At 56.4% G+C, this 21,320-nt stretch carries 21 protein-coding genes; 12 read left to right on the forward strand and 9 right to left on the reverse strand.

The genetic code is table 11. From position 1 onward, the window contains the following. The first annotated feature begins 7 nt into the window (after positions 1-7). Positions 8-478 carry an Lrp/AsnC family transcriptional regulator gene (locus AC4IBF_RS03940; protein WP_491463162.1) on the forward strand — a complete coding sequence of 157 codons (471 nt, stop codon included), beginning with the start codon at positions 8-10 and terminating at the stop codon, positions 476-478. A 38-nt stretch (positions 479-516) separates the two neighbouring features. On the opposite strand, the gene AC4IBF_RS03945 is transcribed toward AC4IBF_RS03940, so the two are convergent. Beyond that, complete coding sequence (locus AC4IBF_RS03945; protein WP_133295094.1) at positions 517-1,746, reverse strand: amino acid permease; 1,230 nt, start codon at positions 1,744-1,746, stop codon at positions 517-519. A gap of 119 nt (positions 1,747-1,865) precedes the next feature. Continuing rightward, a complete protein-coding gene (locus AC4IBF_RS03950; RefSeq protein WP_115876214.1) occupies positions 1,866-2,327 on the reverse strand; it encodes a multidrug/biocide efflux PACE transporter in 462 nt (153 codons plus the stop codon). 105 nt (positions 2,328-2,432) lie between these two features. Here AC4IBF_RS03950 and AC4IBF_RS03955 point away from each other — a divergent pair, with 105 nt between their 5' ends. The 6 genes from AC4IBF_RS03955 (at position 2,433) to AC4IBF_RS03980 (ending at position 9,019) form a co-directional block, all read left to right on the forward strand. Beyond that, on the forward strand, positions 2,433-3,299 hold the full coding sequence (locus tag AC4IBF_RS03955; RefSeq protein WP_111966097.1) for a LysR family transcriptional regulator: 867 nt from the start codon (positions 2,433-2,435) through the stop codon (positions 3,297-3,299). Between the two features lie 93 nt (positions 3,300-3,392). After that, positions 3,393-4,571 carry an acetyl-CoA C-acetyltransferase gene (locus tag AC4IBF_RS03960; RefSeq protein WP_111966096.1) on the forward strand — a complete coding sequence of 393 codons (1,179 nt, stop codon included), beginning with the start codon at positions 3,393-3,395 and terminating at the stop codon, positions 4,569-4,571. Between the two features lie 233 nt (positions 4,572-4,804). Further along, positions 4,805-5,641 (forward strand): 5-dehydro-4-deoxy-D-glucuronate isomerase, encoded by an 837-nt coding sequence (gene kduI, locus AC4IBF_RS03965; protein WP_115876212.1) that lies wholly within the window; start codon positions 4,805-4,807, stop codon positions 5,639-5,641. Between the two features lie 63 nt (positions 5,642-5,704). Further along, complete coding sequence (kduD, locus tag AC4IBF_RS03970; RefSeq protein WP_136195110.1) at positions 5,705-6,466, forward strand: 2-dehydro-3-deoxy-D-gluconate 5-dehydrogenase KduD; 762 nt, start codon at positions 5,705-5,707, stop codon at positions 6,464-6,466. 312 nt (positions 6,467-6,778) lie between these two features. Further along, positions 6,779-8,194 carry an arabinose-proton symporter AraE gene (araE, locus tag AC4IBF_RS03975; RefSeq protein ID WP_136195111.1) on the forward strand — a complete coding sequence of 472 codons (1,416 nt, stop codon included), beginning with the start codon at positions 6,779-6,781 and terminating at the stop codon, positions 8,192-8,194. Positions 8,195-8,326: 132 nt separating this feature from the next. Next, entirely contained in the window at positions 8,327-9,019 is a 693-nt protein-coding gene (locus AC4IBF_RS03980) for an aspartate/glutamate racemase (protein WP_115876209.1), read from the forward strand. Between the two features lie 14 nt (positions 9,020-9,033). Here AC4IBF_RS03980 and AC4IBF_RS03985 read toward each other — a convergent pair whose 3' ends face one another. Then, a complete protein-coding gene (locus AC4IBF_RS03985; protein ID WP_111966092.1) occupies positions 9,034-9,426 on the reverse strand; it encodes a winged helix-turn-helix transcriptional regulator in 393 nt (130 codons plus the stop codon). A 190-nt stretch (positions 9,427-9,616) separates the two neighbouring features. Between AC4IBF_RS03985 and AC4IBF_RS03990 the strand changes: the two genes are divergently transcribed. After that, positions 9,617-10,165 (forward strand): flavodoxin family protein, encoded by a 549-nt coding sequence (locus AC4IBF_RS03990; RefSeq protein WP_045909897.1) that lies wholly within the window; start codon positions 9,617-9,619, stop codon positions 10,163-10,165. Positions 10,166-10,184: 19 nt separating this feature from the next. On the opposite strand, the gene AC4IBF_RS03995 is transcribed toward AC4IBF_RS03990, so the two are convergent. After that, complete coding sequence (locus AC4IBF_RS03995; RefSeq protein WP_136195112.1) at positions 10,185-11,117, reverse strand: LysR family transcriptional regulator; 933 nt, start codon at positions 11,115-11,117, stop codon at positions 10,185-10,187. A 121-nt stretch (positions 11,118-11,238) separates the two neighbouring features. On the opposite strand from AC4IBF_RS03995, the gene lysA reads away from it, so the two are divergent. Beyond that, the gene (gene lysA, locus AC4IBF_RS04000; protein ID WP_115876207.1) at positions 11,239-12,501 is read left to right on the forward strand and encodes a diaminopimelate decarboxylase; all 1,263 of its coding nucleotides are present in this window, start codon (positions 11,239-11,241) and stop codon (positions 12,499-12,501) included. Here the strand turns inward: lysA and AC4IBF_RS04005 are convergent. Further along, positions 12,471-13,508: a LacI family DNA-binding transcriptional regulator gene (locus tag AC4IBF_RS04005; RefSeq protein ID WP_111966089.1), complete on the reverse strand. Its 1,038-nt coding sequence runs from the start codon at positions 13,506-13,508 to the stop codon at positions 12,471-12,473. The genes lysA and AC4IBF_RS04005 overlap by 31 nt on opposite strands. Positions 13,509-13,737: 229 nt before the next feature. Between AC4IBF_RS04005 and AC4IBF_RS04010 the strand changes: the two genes are divergently transcribed. Beyond that, a complete protein-coding gene (locus AC4IBF_RS04010; RefSeq protein WP_133295459.1) occupies positions 13,738-14,214 on the forward strand; it encodes a GNAT family N-acetyltransferase in 477 nt (158 codons plus the stop codon). Here AC4IBF_RS04010 and galR read toward each other — a convergent pair. Beyond that, entirely contained in the window at positions 14,175-15,191 is a 1,017-nt protein-coding gene (gene galR / locus AC4IBF_RS04015) for an HTH-type transcriptional regulator GalR (RefSeq protein ID WP_127732218.1), read from the reverse strand. The two genes, AC4IBF_RS04010 and galR, sit on opposite strands and share 40 nt — an antisense overlap. A gap of 425 nt (positions 15,192-15,616) precedes the next feature. Here galR and aas point away from each other — a divergent pair, with 425 nt between their 5' ends. Both aas and lplT read left to right on the forward strand, forming a co-directional pair. Beyond that, positions 15,617-17,776, forward strand: a complete 2,160-nt coding sequence (gene aas, locus AC4IBF_RS04020) for a bifunctional acyl-ACP--phospholipid O-acyltransferase/long-chain-fatty-acid--ACP ligase (protein ID WP_133295087.1) — start codon at positions 15,617-15,619, stop codon at positions 17,774-17,776. Next, a complete protein-coding gene (lplT, locus tag AC4IBF_RS04025; RefSeq protein WP_111966085.1) occupies positions 17,769-18,962 on the forward strand; it encodes a lysophospholipid transporter LplT in 1,194 nt (397 codons plus the stop codon). The genes aas and lplT overlap by 8 nt, the downstream gene beginning before the upstream one ends. Positions 18,963-19,054: 92 nt before the next feature. Here the strand turns inward: lplT and AC4IBF_RS04030 are convergent, their stop codons facing one another. From AC4IBF_RS04030 to mutH, 3 genes are all read right to left on the reverse strand, one after another. Continuing rightward, positions 19,055-20,095, reverse strand: coding sequence for an NADP(H)-dependent aldo-keto reductase (locus AC4IBF_RS04030; protein WP_115876203.1), 1,041 nt, complete (start codon positions 20,093-20,095; stop codon positions 19,055-19,057). Between the two features lie 131 nt (positions 20,096-20,226). Next, positions 20,227-20,445, reverse strand: coding sequence for a YgdI/YgdR family lipoprotein (locus tag AC4IBF_RS04035; RefSeq protein ID WP_008499668.1), 219 nt, complete (start codon positions 20,443-20,445; stop codon positions 20,227-20,229). Between the two features lie 128 nt (positions 20,446-20,573). Further along, on the reverse strand, positions 20,574-21,266 hold the full coding sequence (gene mutH, locus AC4IBF_RS04040) for a DNA mismatch repair endonuclease MutH (RefSeq protein WP_133295084.1): 693 nt from the start codon (positions 21,264-21,266) through the stop codon (positions 20,574-20,576). Positions 21,267-21,320 lie beyond the last annotated feature (54 nt).

Genomic DNA, 21,320 nt, shown 5'->3' on the forward strand with positions numbered 1-21,320 from the left:
CTTCCACATGGAAAGCATCGATCGAAAAATTCTTGCGGAGCTACAGTCTGATGGCCGCTTATCCCTTACCGAGCTCGCTGAGCGTGTGAATCTGAGCCTATCGCCGTGCCATCGTCGCGTGCGGGCGCTGGAGCAAAGCGGGGCGATAACGGGATACCGTGCCAGCCTCGACCCCGCCAAAATGGGATTCAACTTCCTGGCAATAGTGTTTGCGACGCTAAAGGAGGGGGACCGAAAGGCGGTTAGCGCGTTTGAAGCGGCGGTGGAGGAGATCCCGCAGATCGTGCTGGCGCAGCGTCTGTTTGGCGATCCCGATTACCTGATGCACGTCGTGACCCGCGACCTCTCCGCTTTCCAGAAGCTCTACGACGAGAAGCTCTCCGCCATGCCCGGCGTGCAGCATCTTCGCTCAACGCTTGTCATGAAAACGGTGGTGCAGGACAGGCCTTTTCCGCTGGAATTAGCTGGGCGAGACTGAGAGGCATGCCCGGCAGTACGCCGGGCATCAAAGGGGGGTTAGCCGACAAACATCACCGACACGCACAGCACTCCGACGATTAGCGTCAGCAGGTTGCCAATGGAACGGTACTGTTTCAGAGAGGGGATTAGATACGTCGACAGCGTCGGCATGATAAACAGGATCATGGCGATAAGCGGGCCGCTGATGGCGTAAATCATCGAAATGGCGTTCGGGTTAATGCAGCAGACGGCAAAGGTGATTAACGACACCCCCATAATGGAAATCGCGCGGTTAAAGGCGCGGCTCTTTTTCACCCCCACCTGACTGAGCGACGACTTCACGATCTCTGTCGCCCCTTCAATCACCCCAAAATAGGTGCCGAGGAACGATTTCGACATCGCAATTATCGCCACGACAATCCCGGAGATGCCCAGCCATGCCGGTGATGAAGGCATCATCGACAGCGCGGACAGGATCGTCACCCCTTCCTCTTTGGCGGCCACAATGTACGACGGCGGAATAGAGAGCAGGCAGCTGAAGACAAAGAACAGCACGCTCAGGCAGATAATCAGGTACGCCACCTTCATGATCTTCTTACATTTATCCATGGCGCCATCGGCAAACTTCTCGCGACGGTCAACGGCAAACGTGGAGATAATCGGGGTATGGCTGAACGCAAATACCATCACCGGAATCGAAATCCAGACCTGGTGCAGCGTGTGGCGATCGACGGCCATCTGGCTGGTCAGCAGCGAGGGCTGCCAGCTGCCGATCAGATAGAGCGAGACAAACAGGAAATAGGCAATCAGCGGAAACACCAGGAAGCCCATCACTTTTATCGTGATATGCCGTCCCATCAGGAAGATCAGATTCAGGACCAGCACCACGCCCAGGCTGACCAGCACGCGAACGGCGGTATCAACCGTCAGGTGTTTCGCCAGTTGCTCCGTGAGCGAGTTGGTGATGGCCACTGCATAAATCTGCACCACCACAAAGAAGGCGATGAAATAGAGCGTGGTAATCAGGTTGCCAATCTTCCTGCCGTAATAGTGCGAGACGGCGCCGGTGATCCCCTCGTTGCCTTTCGTTTTCGACGACAGAATAAATTGCGCCAGCGCTCTGTGCGGCCAGTAGGTTAAGGGGTAGGCCACGAGGGCGGTAATAAACAGGACAATTGCGCCTGCGGAGCCCAGCTGAATGGGCAGGAACAGCGTTCCTGCGCCCACGGCCGTGCCGTAGAGAGCGAAACTCCAGAGAGTCTCATCTTTTGACCAAATTTTCGACATTAGAGCAACGTTTCAACTATCAAACCATCGGAATGGAGTGCAATTTACCATAGTTATGCACCGAGAGCGCAGTTGCTTCGAAGGTGAATGGCCGGAGCGGGCGTCCGGCCAGAAGGTGTTTAGCCTGCCAGGGCGCGCCGTTGCTGGCGACGCTTAAGAAATTTCTCGCGAAGGCAATCGTACGCCCAGTTATAGAACATGGTGTACGGCAGGAAGAACAGGAAGAAACCTATTTCCAGTGTGAATGCCTGCAGCAGGGTAACGCCCAGCACGGCGGCGACAATCGACACGCCAATCACAATAAACCCGCATTCAAACCCAAGCGCATGCAGCGCACGCACTTTTGCCGTACGTTTGACCCGCTGAACGGGCCAGAAGCGGTCGAAGCCGAAGTTATAAATAATGTTCCACAGCATGGCGGTGGTCGCCAGAACAATGGTCAACCCGCCCATTTCCACCACGGAACGCTGCATAAGCCACGCCGCGGTAGGGGCGAGGATCGCCGTCGCAATCCCTTCAAAACAGACAGCATGAAAGATCCGCTCCGGCAGTTTACGTTGGAGTGCATCCTGATGTTGCATAGCGATAGACCTCGTTAATTCGCCGGTATGGGCGTTGATGTGGCCTATTTTCATCGCTAAAGCTGATATATTAAAGATAGTATCCATCGCTAAAGTAGATAGGTTATGCGCTATTCACCCGAAGCCCTTAACGCGTTTGTTGAGACCGTTGCGGCAGGCTCTTTCTCTGCGGCCGCACGCCGGCTGCGCAAAAGCCAGTCGACGATCAGCACGTCCATTGCCAATCTTGAAGCCGATCTGGGCTTCGAGCTGTTTGACCGCTCTGCGCGCCAGCCGGTGTTGACGGCCCAGGGGGAACAGGTGCTGGGCTATGTGCAGGCTATTCTCGCCGCCAGCACGAGGCTGGACGAGCTGGCGGTGTCGCTATCGGCGCAAACGGAGGCGCGTCTGACGTTTGTCCTTTCCGATACCCTTAACCCGGACGTGCTGGAAGAGATGATGAAACAGTTTGACGCGCGCTTTCCCCATACGGAATTCGAATGTCTGATTGGCGAGGAGGAGGACGTGATCGATCTCCTGCAAAAGGAGCGCGCGCAGGTTGGCCTCACCGAGGCGCGAGACGGTTATCCTACGGATATCGGCGCTATCCGGCTGCCGATGCAGACCCGCATGGCGATCTATGTCGCGACCACGCATCCGCTCGCCGGACAACATGACGTTCAGCGTGACGAGCTGCACGGCTGGCGAGAGCTGCGGCTGAGCACCTATCTTGAGCGCGAGGCGGAGATTGCGCGCGGGCCCGTCTGGTCAGCCCCGAATTACCTGTTACTCTTGAGTATGGCGGTACAGGGATTTGGCTGGTGCGTGTTGCCGTGCGCGCTGGTGGATGAATTTGCCGCCGCGAAATCCCTGGTACAGCTCAATGTTCCCGGCTGGCCGCGGGCGATCGGCATCGATCTGCTGTGGAATAAACGATCCCCTCCCGGCATTGCCGGAAGCTGGCTGCGGCAGTATCTGCAGGATGCGCGCTGATCCTTGTGATTAATCTCACTATTTTTAAACAATTAAGATAATTGCCAGTAACAATCCTCTACTATCGTCATGTCATTTAACACAGAGGTCGTGATGAAAGATGTCGTAATAGTGGGTGCGTTGCGTACAGCTATCGGCTGTTTTCAGGGATCGCTCGCGCGTCACTCGGCGGTTGACCTGGGCAGCGTGGTGGTGAAAGCGCTGGTGGAACGTAGCGGGATCGCAGCACATGAAGTTGATGAGGTGATCCTGGGACAGGTTCTCACGGCCGGTGCCGGGCAAAACCCTGCGCGTCAGGCGGCGCTGAAGGGCGGGCTGCCCAATACCGTCTCTGCCATCACCATCAACGACGTCTGTGGTTCAGGATTAAAAGCGCTGCATCTCGCGACGCAGGCCATTCAGTGTGGTGAGGCGGACGTGATCATTGCTGGCGGACAAGAGAATATGAGCCGCGCGCCGCACGTGTTGACCGACAGCCGGACCGGCGCACAGCTGGGCAACAGTCAGCTGCTCGACAGCCTGGTGCATGACGGGCTGTGGGACGCATTCAACGATTATCATATGGGCGTGACGGCGGAAAATCTGGCGCGCGAGTACGGTATCAGCCGTGAGGTGCAGGATGCCTATGCGCTGAGCTCGCAGCAAAAAGCGCGTGCGGCGATCGATTCCGGTCGTTTTCGCGACGAAATTGTCCCGGTCAGCACGCAGCGTCAGAGCGGCGAGCATGTCGTCGTAGATACCGATGAACAGCCGCGCACTGACGCCAGTGCTGAAGGCCTGGCCAGGCTGAACCCCGCGTTTGAAATGCAGGGCTCAGTGACGGCAGGAAATGCCTCTTCCATTAACGACGGCGCTGCCGCCGTTATGATGATGAGCGAAAGCAAAGCTCTTGAGCTCGATCTCCCCGTCCTGGCCCGCATTAAGGCGTTCGCGAGCGTGGGGGTTGATCCTGCGTTAATGGGGATCGCACCGGTCTACGCGACCCGCCGCTGCCTGGAGCGTGCGGGGTGGCAGCTTTCGGATGTGGATCTGATCGAAGTGAACGAAGCTTATGCCGCGCAGGCGATCTCCGTCGGAAAAATGCTTGAGTGGGATCCGCTGCGGGTCAACGTTAACGGTGGGGCGATCGCGCTGGGTCATCCTATCGGGGCGTCCGGCTGCCGGATCCTGGTTTCGCTGGTCCACGAAATGAAAAAGCGCAATGCCCGCAAAGGGATTGCCACGCTTTGTATAGGCGGCGGGCAAGGGGTGGCGCTGGCCATCGAACGCTAAACTCTTCTTATTAAAAAACCTCCTCCGGGAGGTTTTTTTTCGCGCCCTTTTTCTCCTGGCGGCTTAATTGTGATCCGAACACCATTTCCGTTATAAACAAAAATTAAAATGAAACGTTGTTTTAAATTTCATTGAAAAGCCCACTTTATGCCGATAGTATGTGCTCATTATGAAAAACGGAACGCTGTTTCGTTTATTTCCGCCTTCGGGCATGACCACATCTGGAGGTTACCGTGGACGTCAGAGAAAGCATCCACAGCGCGCACGCCAAAACGCTGGATACTCAGGGGCTGCGCAATGCGTTTTTAGTCGAGCAGGTATTCGAGGCCGACAGGTACACCATGGTTTACAGCCATATCGACCGCATTATTGTGGGCGGAATTATGCCCGTCACGAAAACCGTCTCCGTTGGCGGCGAGGTCGGTAAACAGCTGGGCGTAAATTATTTCCTCGAACGTCGCGAGCTGGGGGTGATTAACATCGGCGGGCCGGGCACCATCACCGTAGACGGACAGTGCTATGAGATTGGCCATCGCGAGGCGCTGTACGTGGGTAAAGGGGCGAAAGACGTGGTCTTTGCCAGCATCGACGCCAGCAGGCCTGCGAAGTTCTACTACAACTGCGCGCCGGCCCACGCCACCTGTCCAACCAAAAAGGTGACCCCGGCAGACGTCGCACCCGTGACGCTGGGCGACAACCTCACCAGCAACCGCCGCACCATTAATAAATACTTCGTGCCGGACGTGCTGGAGACCTGCCAGCTCAGCATGGGGTTGACCGAACTTGCGCCGGGCAACCTGTGGAATACCATGCCGTGCCATACCCACGAGCGCCGCATGGAAGTCTACTTCTACTTCAACATGGATGAGGACGCCTGCGTGTTCCACATGATGGGGCAGCCGCAGGAAACGCGCCATATCGTGATGCACAACGAGCAGGCGGTGATTTCACCGAGCTGGTCTATTCACTCCGGCGTTGGGACAAAAGCCTACACCTTTATCTGGGGAATGGTGGGCGAAAACCAGGTCTTTGATGATATGGACCATGTTGCGGTCAGCGATCTGCGCTAGTCGCGGGCAGTGAAGCATAAACCTGCCTGTGAGTGACAGGCTCTGAAAGAGTAAGGAATATACATGATTCTGGATGCATTCTCCCTGCAGGGGAAAGTGGCGGTGGTTTCCGGATGTGATACCGGGCTGGGTCAGGGGATGGCGTTAGGCCTGGCGGAAGCGGGCTGCGATATCGTCGGGATTAATATCGTTGAGCCTACAGAAACCATCGAGCGCGTGACGGCTCTGGGACGCCGTTTCCTGAGCCTGACCGCCGACCTGCGTAAAATCGATACCATTCCTGAACTGCTGGATCGCGCGGTAGCGGAATTCGGCCATATCGACATTCTGGTCAACAACGCCGGGCTGATTCGCCGTGAAGATGCGATCAACTTCAGCGAACGCGACTGGGACGACGTGATGGACCTGAACATCAAGAGCGTATTTTTCATGTCCCAGGCGGCGGCGAAGCATTTTATTGCGCAGGGGAACGGCGGCAAGATCGTGAATATTGCCTCTATGCTCTCGTTCCAGGGGGGAATCCGCGTGCCGTCTTACACCGCGTCCAAAAGCGCCGTGATGGGCGTGACCCGCCTGCTGGCAAACGAGTGGGCGAAACACAATATCAATGTGAATGCCATTGCGCCGGGTTACATGGCGACCAACAACACGCAGCAGCTGCGCGCAGACGAGCAGCGCAGCGCGGAAATACTTGAACGTATTCCGGCGGGGCGCTGGGGGCTGCCGGGCGATCTGATGGGGCCGGTAGTGTTTCTGGCCTCGTCGGCATCGGACTATATCAACGGCTACACCGTGGCGGTTGATGGCGGCTGGCTGGCGCGATAACCCGCATCGGGTCTGGACCTCTGCTTTCGGGCGGAGGTTTTTTTTGCTCAAAAATTGTCAAAGTCCATATGGGTAAACACGAAAAATCCATACTAAAAAATCATGAACGACATTCATCACACTTTTAATTCTGAAAAATTAATGCATTAGTAAAATAACGTGATTATTAAGCGTTAGTTGAAATTGTAATGTCCATCACAGATCGCTATGTCGAAGCTAAATAATCCATATCTTCACCTTTTCCCACCTGACACTTTTCCTCGCTTTCTCGTAATTTCATTTAACGAATTTTGCTGTTGAGGCAGGAAAAATATGACATCGATAAATGACTCTACCCTAATGCCCGCTGCGCTGCGTGATACTCGCCGCATGAACCAGTTTGTCTCCATTGCCGCCGCCGTGGCGGGCCTGTTATTTGGACTGGATATCGGCGTTATTGCCGGCGCATTGCCCTTTATTACCGATCACTTTACCCTCAGCAGTCGCCTGCAGGAGTGGGTGGTGAGCAGCATGATGCTCGGTGCGGCCATCGGCGCGCTGTTCAACGGCTGGCTGTCGTTTCGTCTGGGGCGCAAATACAGCCTGATGGTCGGGGCAATTCTGTTCGTTGCCGGCTCCATTGGCTCGGCGTTTGCCGCTAACGTTGAAATCCTGCTGCTTTCCCGCGTGCTGCTGGGCGTGGCGGTGGGGATTGCGTCCTACACCGCGCCGCTTTATCTCTCCGAAATGGCGAGCGAAAACGTGCGCGGCAAGATGATCAGCATGTATCAGCTGATGGTCACGCTGGGTATTGTGCTGGCGTTTCTGTCTGACACCTACTTCAGCTACAGCGGCAACTGGCGCGCGATGCTTGGCGTGCTGGCACTGCCAGCGGTGGTGCTGATTGTTTTAGTGATTTTCCTGCCGAACAGCCCGCGCTGGCTGGCGCAAAAAGGGCGCCACGTTGAGGCGGAAGAGGTGCTGCGCATGCTGCGCGATACCTCCGAAAAAGCCCGCGAAGAGCTGAACGAGATCCGCGAAAGCCTGAAGCTCAAGCAGGGGGGCTGGGCGCTGTTTAAAATCAACCGCAACGTGCGCCGGGCGGTCTTCCTCGGCATGCTGCTGCAGGCGATGCAGCAGTTCACCGGCATGAACATCATCATGTACTACGCTCCGCGGATTTTCAAAATGGCCGGGTTTACCACCACGGAACAGCAGATGATCGCGACCCTGGTGGTCGGGCTGACCTTCATGTTCGCCACCTTTATTGCCGTTTTCACCGTGGACAAGGCGGGCCGTAAACCTGCGCTGAAAATTGGCTTCAGCGTGATGGCGCTCGGCACGTTGATCCTGGGCTACTGCCTGATGCAGTTTGATAACGGTACGGCCTCAAGCGGACTTTCCTGGCTTTCTGTCGGGATGACCATGATGTGTATCGCAGGCTACGCGATGAGCGCCGCGCCGGTGGTCTGGATCCTGTGCTCCGAAATTCAGCCGCTCAAATGCCGTGACTTTGGCATCACCTGTTCCACGACCACCAACTGGGTATCGAACATGATCATCGGCGCGACGTTCCTGACGCTGCTGGACGCGATTGGCGCAGCGGGAACGTTCTGGCTCTATACGGTGCTGAACGTGGCGTTTATTGGCGTCACGTTCTGGCTGATCCCGGAAACCAAAGGCGTGACGCTGGAACACATCGAGCGCAAGCTGATGGCCGGAGAGAAACTGCGAAACATCGGCGTGTGATCGTATTGCCCGTTTACCTGGCCCAACGTATGCAGGGGATAACCAATGTTTGTTTAAAAGGCGCTGAATGCAGCGCCTTTTTTTATTGGCACCGGATGTGTTAAAAGAAGAAACCAACGAAAAGGAGGGATGATGAAAACGATCGGCCTGTTAGGTGGAATGAGCTGGGAATCGACAATCCCTTATTATCGCCTGATTAACGAAGGGGTGAAGCAGCGTTTGGGTGGTCTGCATTCCGCAAGCCTGCTCCTGCACAGCGTTGACTTTCATGAAATCGAAGCCTGCCAGTCGAGCGGCGAGTGGGATAAAGCCGGGGAGATCCTGGCCCAGGCGGCGCTTGGGCTGGAGCGTGCTGGCGCCGAGGGTATAGTGCTTTGTACCAATACCATGCACAAAGTGGCGTCGCATATTGAGGACCGCTGCTCGCTGCCGTTTTTGCATATTGCGGACGCGACCGGGCGTGTGATTGCGGCATCCGGGATGCGCCGCGTAGCGCTTTTGGGTACACGCTACACCATGGAGCAGGATTTTTATCGCGGACGTTTGCACAGTGAATTTGGGATCGAGAGCCTGATCCCGGATGAAGACGATCGGGCGCGCATCAATCAGATTATCTTTGACGAGCTCTGCCTCGGTACCTTCAGCGAATCTTCCCGCGCGTATTACGTCAGCGTTATCGATAAACTCGCGCAGCAGGGGGCCGAAGGGGTGATTTTCGGCTGCACGGAAATTGGTTTGCTGGTCCCCGTAGCGCAAAGCCCGATTCCGGTATTCGATACCACCGCCATCCACGCTGCGGATGCCGTGGCGTTTATGCTGTCCTGAGCACCCGTTCTGGTTTACGTGTTGGCGGCGTCATAGGCGGATTGCGCCGCCACAATGGCATCAATATTATTTTCCACCCAGTGCGCCAGCACCGTCACCGTTTCGGTTAATGTCTGGCCAAGCGGTGTCAGGCTGTACTCGACTGTTACAGGTACCGTGGCGAATATCTTTCGCGACACCAGCCCATCACGTTCCAGCTTGCGTAAAGACTGGGTCAGCACCTTTTTGGTGATTCGCTGAATATCGCGTTGAAGATGACTAAAGCGCATCGGTCCCTTCTCCAGACGCGCAAGGATTAACAGTGCCCACTTATCGGCGATACGCGTCAGCACGCCGCGGGTCGGGCAGCGCTCATCGAACACGTTGTAAGGAGGCATCTCCTTTTTCAGAACTGCTGTATGGGTCATGGTGGTTCCCTCGAGGTAACCAGGTGAGGTAAAGGTGCCTTCTTACGCCCGTGAATGTTTGCGTGTATAAAACGACGTAAGGTTTCTATTTGATACCAGGGAACCGAAAATGGCAACGGGCTCGCAGAGCAATTTTAAAGTCGTCTTAATCGTTTGACTCACAAGGCAATATTGCATCAGGAGATCTATCATGAGCGTTGTAGTTATCTATTATTCTGGCTACGGCCATACCAAACGCGTTGCTGAAACTGTCGCCGAGGGCGCGCAGGCTGAGCTTATCGCCATTGACAGTAATGGCGATATTCAGGAAAGCGACTGGCAAAAACTCAACGATGCCAAAGCGATTATTTTTGGCGCGCCAACCTACATGGGAAGCGTACCGTGGCAGTTTAAGAAATTCGCTGACGCGACCTCTAAAGCCTGGTTCGTGCGTAGCTGGCAGGACAAAGTGTTCGCGGGATTCAGCAACAGCGCCAGCCTGAACGGTGATAAGCAGGTATCGTTGCAATATCTGCAAACGCTAGCCTCTCAGCACGGTGGGATCTGGGTGAGCCTGGGGCTGCCGCCGTCAAATACTCTCGCGGCAACCCGTCAGGACATTAATAATCTGGGCGGTTCAGTAGGTTTGCTGGTGCAGTCTCCATCGGATGCTGATGCTGGCGCCATTGCCAGCGGCGATCTGCAAACCGCGGTTAAATTCGGCGAGCGTGTTGCGGCCATTGCGAAACGTTTCAACTGAGTTTTCAGACGCCCGCTGTTCAGCGGGGCGTCTGATTCAACATCTTTTTTAGCTGGCCCGCCAATATACTTAGCCCTCCCTGCAGATGTTCGCTAAACGCCTCCACCAGCGCCGACGCCGGACGATGCAATGGGCGGATTAGGCTAACGGTAAAAGGAACTGAGACGCTAAACCGACGCACAACAATTCCACTTTCCGCATAATCCAGCGCCGTAAGCGGATTCACCACCGCGACGCCGATGCCCGCTCGCACCATCGCGCAAATTGAAGCCGCGCTGTGCGTTTCCACCACCATTCGCCGTTTGACCTGATGCTCGGCAAACAGGGTATCCAGCAGCTGTCTGTAGCTGTCGGTCTGCGACAGGCTAATGTAGTTTTCCCCGTGGAAGTCCTCTGGCGTGAGCACCGCCTTACCGGCAAGCCGATGCCCGGCGGGCAGAACGCACACTTCATCTAACGAAAGTAACTCCGTGCGCGCCGTGCCTGCTGGCGTTGAGAGGTTTTCGGTTAGGCCTAAATCATGGCGCTGAGCCGAAAGCCACTCTTCAAGCAGGGGAGATTCCTGAGGCACGATGGTGAGGCTGACCTCCGGGTATCGCGCCAGAAAGGGCTGCAGCAGCATCGGTAAAAAAGATTGCGAGAAGACGGGCAGGCAGACGATCGACAGCTCGCCCTGGCGAAACTCGCGCAGGCTTTCGGCTGCACTCACTATTCTGTCCAGCCCGTACCAGGAGCGCTGAACTTCCTCGAACAGGCGTAGTCCCTGCACCGTAGGGTGAAGCCTGCCCCGGGTGCGTTCGAACAGCTTCAGCCCCAGCACTTTCTCGAAGCGGGCCAGCTCGCGGCTCACCGTCGGCTGCGAGGTATGCAGCATCTGTGCGGCTTCGGTGAGATTGCCGGTGGTCATCACGGCGTGAAAAATCTCGATGTGGCGTAAATTGACGGCGGGCATAGGGCACCTGAAAGCAGAGAACTGTCCATATCATTTTTGCATAGACTCGCGATAAAACGATATTTTTTATTCTCTTTGCGCTGTGGCGTAATCATCAAAACGCATTTATCCGGAGAAGACCATGCCACGCCCGCTGAACCAGACTGATACCGATTTGAACGCCGACAACCTGCTGCGCCTGCCTGCCGAATTTGGCTGTCCGGTGTGGGTCTACGACGCGCAGATTGTCCGCGAGAAGATCGCCGCCCTGCATCAGTTTGACGTGGTGCGTTTTGCCCAGAAGGCCTGCTCCAATATCCATATTCTGCGCCTGATGCGTGAGCAGGGCGTGAAGGTCGACTCCGTCTCGCTTGGCGAAATCGAACGCGCGCTGGCGGCCGGATACGATCCGAAAGCTGACGGCGACGCGATCGTCTTTACCGCCGATGTGATCGACGACGCGACGCTGGCGCGTGTTCACGAGCTGCAGATCCCGGTGAATGCCGGTTCTGTGGATATGCTGGAGCAGCTGGGTCAGGTATCTCCCGGCCATCGCGTCTGGCTGCGGGTGAATCCGGGCTTTGGTCACGGCCACAGCCAAAAAACCAATACCGGCGGCGAAAACAGCAAGCACGGGATCTGGTATGCCGATATGCCTGCCGCGCTGGAGGTATTACAGCGCTACGGCCTGAAGCTGGTGGGCATTCATATGCACATTGGCTCTGGGGTGGATTACGGCCACCTGGAGCAGGTGTGCGGCGCGATGGTGCGTCAGGTTGTCGACTTCGGTCAGGATCTGGAGGCGATCTCTGCGGGCGGTGGTCTCTCTATTCCTTATCGCGAAGGTGAAGAGGCGATCGATACCGATCATTATTACGGTCTGTGGAGCGCCGCGCGTGACCAAATTGCCGCGCATCTGGGTCATGCCGTGAAGCTGGAAATTGAGCCGGGTCGTTTCCTGGTGGCGGAAGCCGGCGTGCTGGTTTCGCAGGTGCGCAGCGTGAAAGAGATGGGCTCTCGCCACTTCGTCTTGATTGACGCAGGCTTTAACGATTTGATGCGTCCGTCCATGTACGGCAGCTATCACCACATTACCGCCCTGGCTGCTGACGGCCGTGATTTAACGCAGGCGCCGCGCGTTGAGACGGTCGTTGCGGGGCCGCTGTGCGAATCGGGCGACGTGTTTACCCAGCAGGAAGGCGGCAAAGTGGAAACCCGCGCGCTGCCAGAGGTCAAACCGGGCGATTATCTTGTGCTGCATGACACCGGTGCCTACGGGGCATCTATGTCATCTAACTACAACAGCCGTCCGCTGCTGCCGGAAGTGCTGTTTGATAACGGTAAAGCGCGGCTGATCCGCCGTCGCCAGACCATTCAGGAACTGCTGGCTTTAGAACTCATCTGATTAAAGTACGGTCCCGTTGTGACCGAATCGCGTAAGACCAGCGTGCCGGTAAACGGCGGGATGGCATCGACCGGCTGGTTTTTTGCCAGCCGGATCGCCTGATCGATGGCCGTGACAATCATATTGTCGATGGGCAGATAAACCGATGAGAGCGCAGGCTCCAGCCATTTCGCGCTTGGGGCATCGTCAAAGCCGAACAGTGAAATATCCTGCGGGATTTTAAGCCCCGCCTGGTGCAACGCTTTGGACGCACCCAGCGCCATATCGTCGTTACAGGCAAACAGGGCGCTAAACGGTACTCCGTCGGCAATCAATTCCTTGCAAAGCTCGTATCCCCGCGTCATTCCCGCATCGCCGTACTTTATCCGACGCTCGTCCAGACGGATACCATGCTTTTCCAGCGCCTTGCGATAGCCCATCAGCCGCGCTTTACCCGTGGGAGTGTGGATCGGGACGGTGATACAGGCGATCTCCCGATGGCCCTGGCCGATCAGATAATCCACGGCCTTGAATGCGGCATCCTGCTGTTCGAAGAACACGCAGCGATCCGGCGCCTGGCTCACTTCACGGTTAATGACCACCAGTGGCGTTTTCACGGTGTTCATCAGTTTGACGATCGCTTTTTCGCTCATGTAGCGCGTGTAAAGCACGATGGCATCGCACTGGCGATCGGCCAGCATCTGCACCGCCTGTTCTTCCTGTTCCGGCGCATCGTGACCGTCGGTGACGATCAGCTGTTTCCCGTGAGTTTCGGTCTGCCGCGACGCCTGCTGGAGAAGGCGGCCAAAATAAAAGCCGTCAAAGGTCGAGACGACCAGACCAATGCTGTTGCTGGTCTGGTTAGCCAGCGAGCGCGCGAGAAAGTTCGGGCGATAGCCCAGCTCTTCCATCGCAGCAAACACCTGCTGACGCGTACTCTCTTTTACCTGACCTGTGCCGTTCAGCACGCGCGATACCGTGGCCTTCGACACGCCCGCGCGCAGTGATACATCCAGCATTGTTGCCATTCTACATTCCTGCTTCCACGTAACGATCTGCAGTTTACCACAGAGCTTATGCCGTATAAGCGATGCGGGAAGCGCAAAAACTCTGCCACGATCACGCTTTTTGGTAACGATTCGTCCGGCCAGCCTGAAGTCAAACTCAATAGCCTGACTCTGGTAAGATAATCACCGAACCGGGCTGGAGCATCAGGCCAGTAAATACATGAGAAAATGCAGGTGAAACGTGAAAAAGATAGCCATCCTCCCGCTTTACCAGGCACCGCACTATGCGGAGCAGGTCACCGACTGGCTCTGGCAGGCCTTTGGCGAAGGGCTTTCTCGGGAATTTTTCCACAGTATTGTTGAGCACAGCCAGACACCGGGGGCATTACCGTTGACGTTTATTGCCCTTGAAGGCGAACAGCTTCTTGGCACGGTAGGGCTCTGGCGCTGCGATTTGATCACCCGACAGGATCTCTTTCCGTGGCTGGCGGCGCTGTACGTTGATGAGGCGGCGCGAGGTAAGGGGCTGGCGGGACAACTTCAGCAGCATGTTATCGCTTACGCAGCGCAGTCCGGGTATGAGGAGCTCCATCTCTGGTCTGCCTGCCGCGACTTCTACGAACGTTACGGCTGGCAGTACATCGGTGATGGTCTGGAATACCCCAACACGCGGGTTCACCTCTACCGTTATTCGCTCTGCGCTTCCGCAGGTGACGCAACGGAGTGACGGCGAACCAGCGTCGGGCTAAACAGATGCGTAATTTCCGGCGGCTGGCGCTGTTCAGCTAGCGCTAGCGCCAGCTCGGCGGCCTGCGTTGCCATGGTGATGATTGGGTAGCGCACGGTGGTCAGACGCGGGCGAACGTAGCGGGAGACCAGCACGTCGTCGAAGCCAATCAGCGAAATTTCTGCCGGTACCTCAATTCCGTTGTCATTCAACACCCCCATCGCCCCTGCGGCCATTGAGTCGTTATAGCTGGCAACCGCCGTGAAATTCCGTCCGCGACCCAGCAGCTCGGTCATGGCCTGTTCACCGCCGCTCTCATCCGGTTCACCGTAGGCCACCAGGCGGTCATTACACGGCAGCCCGTTTTCACGAAGGGCATCGTAGTAGCCCTGCAGGCGGTCCTCTGCATCAGAAATCGGATGATTTGAACAGAGATAGCCAATTCGGGTATGGCCCTGCTGAATAAGGTGCCGCGTTGCAAGCCAGGCACCGTAGCGGTCATCGAGGGCCACGCAGCGTTTTTCAAATCCGGGAATAATGCGGTTGATGATCACCATTCCGGGCATCTGCTTCATCAGGTGAATCAGCTCGGCGTCCGGGATCATTTTGGCGTGAACCACCAGCGCCGCGCAGCGGTGGCGGATCAGCTGTTCAATGGCCTGGCGTTCTTTTTGTTCATTATGATAGCCATTGCCGATCAGCAAAAAATTACCTGTCTGATAAGAAACCTGTTCAACCGCTTTAACCATGGCGCCGAAAAAGGGATCGGAAACATCACCCACCACCAGCCCAATGGTTTCGGTGGACTGCTGGGCGAGCGCGCGGGCATTGGCATTGGGATGATAGTTCAGGGATTCCATGGCATTTTGTACCGCCTGGCGCGATGCGTCACTGGCTTTTGGGGAGTCGTTAATCACGCGGGAGACGGTTGCCACCGACACGCCTGCCAGACGGGCCACATCCTTTATTGTCGCCATTCATTACCTTCTTATTGGGGGTAAGCGTTTACACACCAAATAGTGTTGCGGAAAAGCGGCGCGCATTCAAGGGGAGCGGATTTCCGCTCTCCACAAACGTGACGCAGGACAACCCTGGTGGTGTAATCGTTACACGCGCAGTCATGTCTGAAGAATGTCAATCTGAACCTTTGGTTACACTTTGCCTCAGGCTGTTGCGATTGTCCGATGGCGAGGATGTTAATGAGATTGATACAGTTGAGATCCCAGAGGTATTGATTGGTGAGAATTCTTAGTACGGTTTCGTACTCATCTCTTGCACCAACCTGCGCGGATGCGCAGGTTTTTTTTCGCCTCCACTTTTGCTGTCGCTCCCGTATCACTTCTCGTGTAATCTGCCACCATTTACTATCAACCCTCCACACTGGCTGGCAAAGGGAGTTGAGATGCTATTTGGGTTCTTCCGTACACTGTTCCGTATTCTTTTTCGCATCCACGTCACTGGCGATGCCCAGGCGCTTCGCGGCGAACGCGTTCTTATCACACCAAATCATGTTTCCTTTATAGATGGCATCCTGCTGGCGCTGTTTCTGCCCGTGCGCCCGGTGTTTGCGGTCTATACCTCTATCAGCCAGCAGTGGTACATGCGCTGGCTCACGCCGCTGATTGATTTTGTGCCGCTCGACCCGACCAAGCCGATGATGATTAAGCATCTGGTGCGTCTGGTTGAGCAGGGGCGTCCGGTGGTTATTTTCCCTGAAGGGCGTATTTCAGTGACCGGTTCGCTGATGAAAATCTACGACGGCGCGGGGTTTGTTGCAGCGAAATCAAAAGCGACCGTGGTACCGCTGCGCATTGAAGGCGCGGAGCTAACCCATTTCAGCCGCCTGAAGGGGCTGGTGAAGCAGCGTCTGTTCCCTAAAATAACCCTGCATATTCTGCCGCCAACGTCGTTACCGATGCCAGAAGCGCCGCGTGCCCGCGATCGCCGTAAAATCGCCGGGGAAATGCTGCACCAGATTATGATGGAAGCGCGCATGGCCGTGCGCCCGCGCGAAACGCTGTACGAATCTCTGCTATCCGCGCAGTACCGCTATGGCGCGAAGAAAAACTGCATCGAAGACATCAACTTTACCCCGGACACCTATCGCAAACTGCTGACCAAAACCCTGTTTGTGGGCCGTATTCTGGAGAAGTACAGCAAAAAAGGCGAAAAGATTGGCCTGATGCTGCCTAATGCGGGCATCAGCGCGGCGGTGATTTTCGGTGCGGTTTCCCGGGGCCGTATCCCGGCAATGATGAACTACACGGCGGGCGTGAAGGGGTTGACCAGCGCCATCACCGCAGCCCAGATTAATACCGTCTTTACCTCCCGACAGTTCCTGGACAAAGGCAAGCTCTGGCATCTTCCCGAGCAGCTCACCCAGGTGCGCTGGGTCTTCCTGGAGGATCTGAAAGCGGACGTGACCACCGGCGACAAGCTGTGGATTTTTGCGCATCTGCTGGTGCCGCGTCTGGCGCAGGTCAAACAGCAGCCGGAAGATGACGCGATTATCCTCTTCACGTCGGGATCGGAGGGCAACCCTAAAGGCGTCGTCCACAGCCACAAGAGCATTCTGGCGAACGTTGAGCAGATTAAAAGCATCGCCGACTTTACCGCAAACGACCGCTTTATGTCGGCGCTGCCGCTGTTCCACTCATTTGGCCTGACGGTGGGGCTGTTCACGCCGCTCCTGACCGGCGCAGAAGTGTTCCTCTACCCGAGCCCGCTGCATTACCGCATTGTGCCGGAGCTGGTCTATGACCGTAACTGCACCGTCCTGTTCGGAACCTCAACCTTCCTGGGCAACTATGCGCGTTTCGCCAATCCGTATGACTTCTATCGCGTGCGGTATGTGGTGGCCGGTGCGGAAAAACTGCAGGAGAGCACGCGCCAGATCTGGCAGGACAAGTTTGGCCTGCGCATTCTTGAAGGCTATGGCGTTACCGAGTGTGCGCCCGTGGTCTCGATTAACGTGCCGATGGCGGCAAAACCAGGTACGGTTGGCCGAATCCTGCCGGGAATGGATGCGCGTCTGCTGGCGGTGCCGGGCATTGAGGACGGTGGCCGTCTGCAGCTGAAAGGGCCAAACGTGATGAACGGTTATCTGCGCGTGGAAAACCCGGGCGTGCTGGAAGCGCCGACGGCGGAAAACGTCAGCGGCGAGGTTGAAACCGGCTGGTACGACACCGGCGATATCGTCCGTTTCGATGAGCAGGGCTTTGTACAGATTCAGGGACGCGCGAAACGCTTCGCTAAAATCGCCGGTGAAATGGTCTCTCTGGAAATGGTCGAACAGCTGGCAACGGCCGTGTCTGCGGATAAGATGCATGCTACGGTGGTGAAGAGTGATGCCAGCAAAGGCGAGGCGCTGGTGCTGTTTACGACCGACGCTGAACTTAAGCGCGACAGGTTACTGAGCTATGCGCGTGAACACGGTATCCCTGAACTGGCCGTGCCGCGCGACATTCGCTACCTGAAGCAGCTCCCGGTGCTGGGTAGCGGGAAGCCCGATTTCGTGACCCTGAAAGGCATGGTTGAAGAGGCGGAACAGCAAAATGCGTGAGTCAGTACACACTAACACCTCACTGCGTTCAAAAGGCATGATGGCGGTCATTGCCGCGCAGTTCCTCTCTGCGTTCGGTGATAATGCGCTGCTGTTCGCCACGCTGGCGCTGCTGAAAGCCGAGTTTTACCCCGACTGGAGTCAGCCGATCCTGCAGATGGTGTTTGTGGGCGCTTACATTATCTTTGCTCCGTTCGTCGGGCAGGTAGCGGACAGCTTCCCGAAAGGCCGGGTGATGATGTTTGCCAACGGTCTCAAGCTGCTGGGTGCCGCCAGCATTTGCTTTGGCTTCAATCCGTTTATTGGCTACACGCTGGTGGGCATTGGCGCTGCCGCCTACTCCCCGGCAAAGTATGGCATCCTCGGAGAGCTGACCACGGGCGATAAGCTGGTGAAAGCCAACGGCCTGATGGAGTCGTCAACCATTGCTGCTATTCTGCTCGGATCCGTCGCGGGCGGCGTACTGGCCGACTGGCATGTCCTGGCGGCACTGGGCATCTGCGCGGTGGTGTATGGCGGGGCGGTCGTGGCAAACCTCTTTATTCCGAAGCTGCCAGTGGCTCGCCCGGGGCAATCCTGGCGCTTCAAACCGATGACCGGCAGTTTCTTCAACGCGTGCCGCGTGCTGTGGCGTAACGGGGAAACGCGTTTCTCCCTGATGGGGACCAGTATGTTCTGGGGGGCGGGCGTCACGCTGCGCTTCCTGCTGGTCCTGTGGGTGCCGGTGGCGCTGGGCATTACGGACAATGCGACGCCGACCTATCTTAATGCGATGGTGGCCATCGGCATTGTGGTTGGGGCGGGTGCGGCGGCGAAGCTGGTGACGCTCGAGACGGTAGCGCGCTGCATGCCCGCAGGGATCCTGATTGGCGTCGTGGTGCTTATCTTCTCGCTGCAGCATGCGTTATTGCCCGCGTATGTCCTCCTCATCCTGATTGGTATTCTGGGGGGCTTCTTCGTGGTGCCGCTGAACGCGTTGCTGCAGGAACGGGGTAAGCAGACCGTCGGGGCGGGAAATGCTATCGCGGTACAAAACCTGGGTGAAAACCTGGCAATGCTGTTAATGCTGGGGCTCTACTCGCTGGCGGTAAAAGTGGGTGTGCCGGTGGTGGGGATCGGCGTCGGGTTTGGTGGGCTGTTTGCGATTGCGATCGCGGGCTTGTGGATTTGGCAGCGTCGCCGTTGATATCTAGCCGGGTGGTGGCTTCGCCTTACCGGGCCTGCGTTTGAGCACCTGTAGGCCCGGTAAGCGTAGCGCCACCGGGCAAAAGCGTCAGGCTATGGTGCAGGATAAGTATAAACCTGATGCACCGCTTCAATCTCTGCTAACACGTCTTCACTCAGGTTCAGGTGGAAACTCTCAATATTGGTTTTCAGCTGTTCCATCGTTGTCGCGCCCAGCAGGGTGCTGGCAACAAACGGCTGACGACGCACGAAGGCCAGCGCCATCTGTGCAGGGTCAAGACCGTGACGCTTTGCGATATCTACATAGGCAGCAACGGCTTTCTGCGTCTGCTCACCGCTGTAGCGGGTGAAGCGGCTAAAGAGGGTATTTCGCGCCCCCGCCGGCTTCGCGCCGTTCAGGTATTTCCCCGTCAGCGTGCCGAAGCCGAGACAGGAATAGGCGAGCAGCTCTACCTCTTCATACTGTGTCACTTCGGCCAGACCCACCTCATAGCTGCGGTTAAGCAAGCTGTACGGGTTCTGGATAGTCACAATACGCGGCAGATCGTGCTTATCCGCCAGGTGCAGATAGCGCATGACCCCAAAGGCCGTTTCGTTAGATACGCCAATGTAGCGGATTTTTCCCGCGCGCTGGCACTCGGTCAGCGCTTCCAGCGTTTCCAGCAGCGTCACGGCGGGGGCGCTCTCATTCCAGCTGTATCCGAGCTTGCCAAAGCAGTTGGTTGGTCGCTGCGGCCAGTGCACCTGGTAGAGGTCGAGATAGTCGGTTTGCAGGCGCTTCAGGCTGGCATCCAGAGCGGCGCGGATATTCTTGCGATCGAGGATCTGGTTCGGGCGGATCCCGGTATCGTTATTGCGCGCGGGGCCACTGACTTTTGAGGCAATCACCAGCTTTTCACGGTTGCCGCGCTTTGCCAACCAGTTACCGACGTAGGTTTCGGTAAGTCCCTGCGTTTCAGGGCGTGGCGGAACAGGGTACATCTCTGCAACATCAATCAGGTTAATGCCCTGGCTGACGGCGTAATCGAGTTGTGCATGGGCATCGGCTTCGCTGTTTTGTTCACCAAATGTCATCGTGCCCAACCCCAGTTGGCTTATTTCCAGAGCGCTGTGGGGGATACGGTGATAATGCATAGCCGGCTTCCTCAGTAGACTTATAGACCGCGTCAGGGCGTGCCCGACAAAGGAATATAAACATGGCAGAGGGGAAGCAAAAGGGGAAGAAAAAAATCAAAAAGGCCAGCAAGCGACTGACCTCTCTCTGATTATCGCTCGATAATTTGCGATACTTCGTCGCGATTGATCTGCATTTTATTGCCTTCCTGGTCGCGGTAGCTGACCAGACCGGTATCATCGTCGACTTCGGGTTTGCCATCGGTCAGGATCATTCGACCATCTTTTGTCGCCATGACGTAATCGCTGCTACAGCCCGATACGGCAAACGCTAAACCGACTGCTGACACTAATACTGCCCATTTTTTCATCGTTATCGTCCTCATCTGGCTTGTATCAAATCATAATCTAGTATTAACCCGATAAGGCGACTTGAGGAAGCGGTAAAATCTTAAAAAGCAGTCGATTATGTTTGAGAGCTCGCAAAATAAGTAAAAAACTATGTTTTTAACAGGAAATGACGTGCCAGGAGTGCGCCGGTGAAATTCTTTTTGAGATAAAAACCGCGCGGCAACGTCAGTATCGGTTCACCCTGCGCGCCGATTGCCTCGGTAAGTGCTTTACTGTTGGCCGCTTTCGGACGCAGCTGTAACACTTCTCCGTGTCGGGCGGTGATGCGCTCTACCTGCCCAAGCACAATCATGTCCATCAGCTCTTCCCAGTCCAGGCGCAGCTGATGCTCTTCATCCTCGTCCGGGCTCCAGAGCAGCGGTGCGCCAACGCGACGGTCAGCCAGGGGGATCTGACGCTCACCTTCAACCGGTACCCATAATACGCGCTTCAGCTTGTGGCGAACGTGACTGGTTTCCCACGTCACGCCGGTATTGCCGGTTAATGGCGCAACGCAGACAAAGGTGGTCTCAAGCGGCTTGCCCTGGCTGTCTACAGGGATAGTTTTTAACTCCACGCCAAGTGCAGCAAAATCCTGCTCAGGTTTGCTCCCTGCGCTGGCACCCAGCCATAGTTCAAGCAGCATGCCGATCCAGCCTTTATCCCGCTTAAGATCCTTCGGGATCTTAAGCCCTGCTATTGCCGCCAGCTCGCCAAGCGAAAAGCCTGCAAGACGCTGTGCCTGCTGTAGCAACTGGCCCTCGCTGGACGGCGGTGAGAGCAAGGGTGTAAGCGGATGCATGATGGTAACCTTTTGATTAAAAAATAAACGAAGAAATTGTCCCCTGTGGATAGA

This window comes from Enterobacter sp. Taxon_8, from assembly GCF_058354585.1.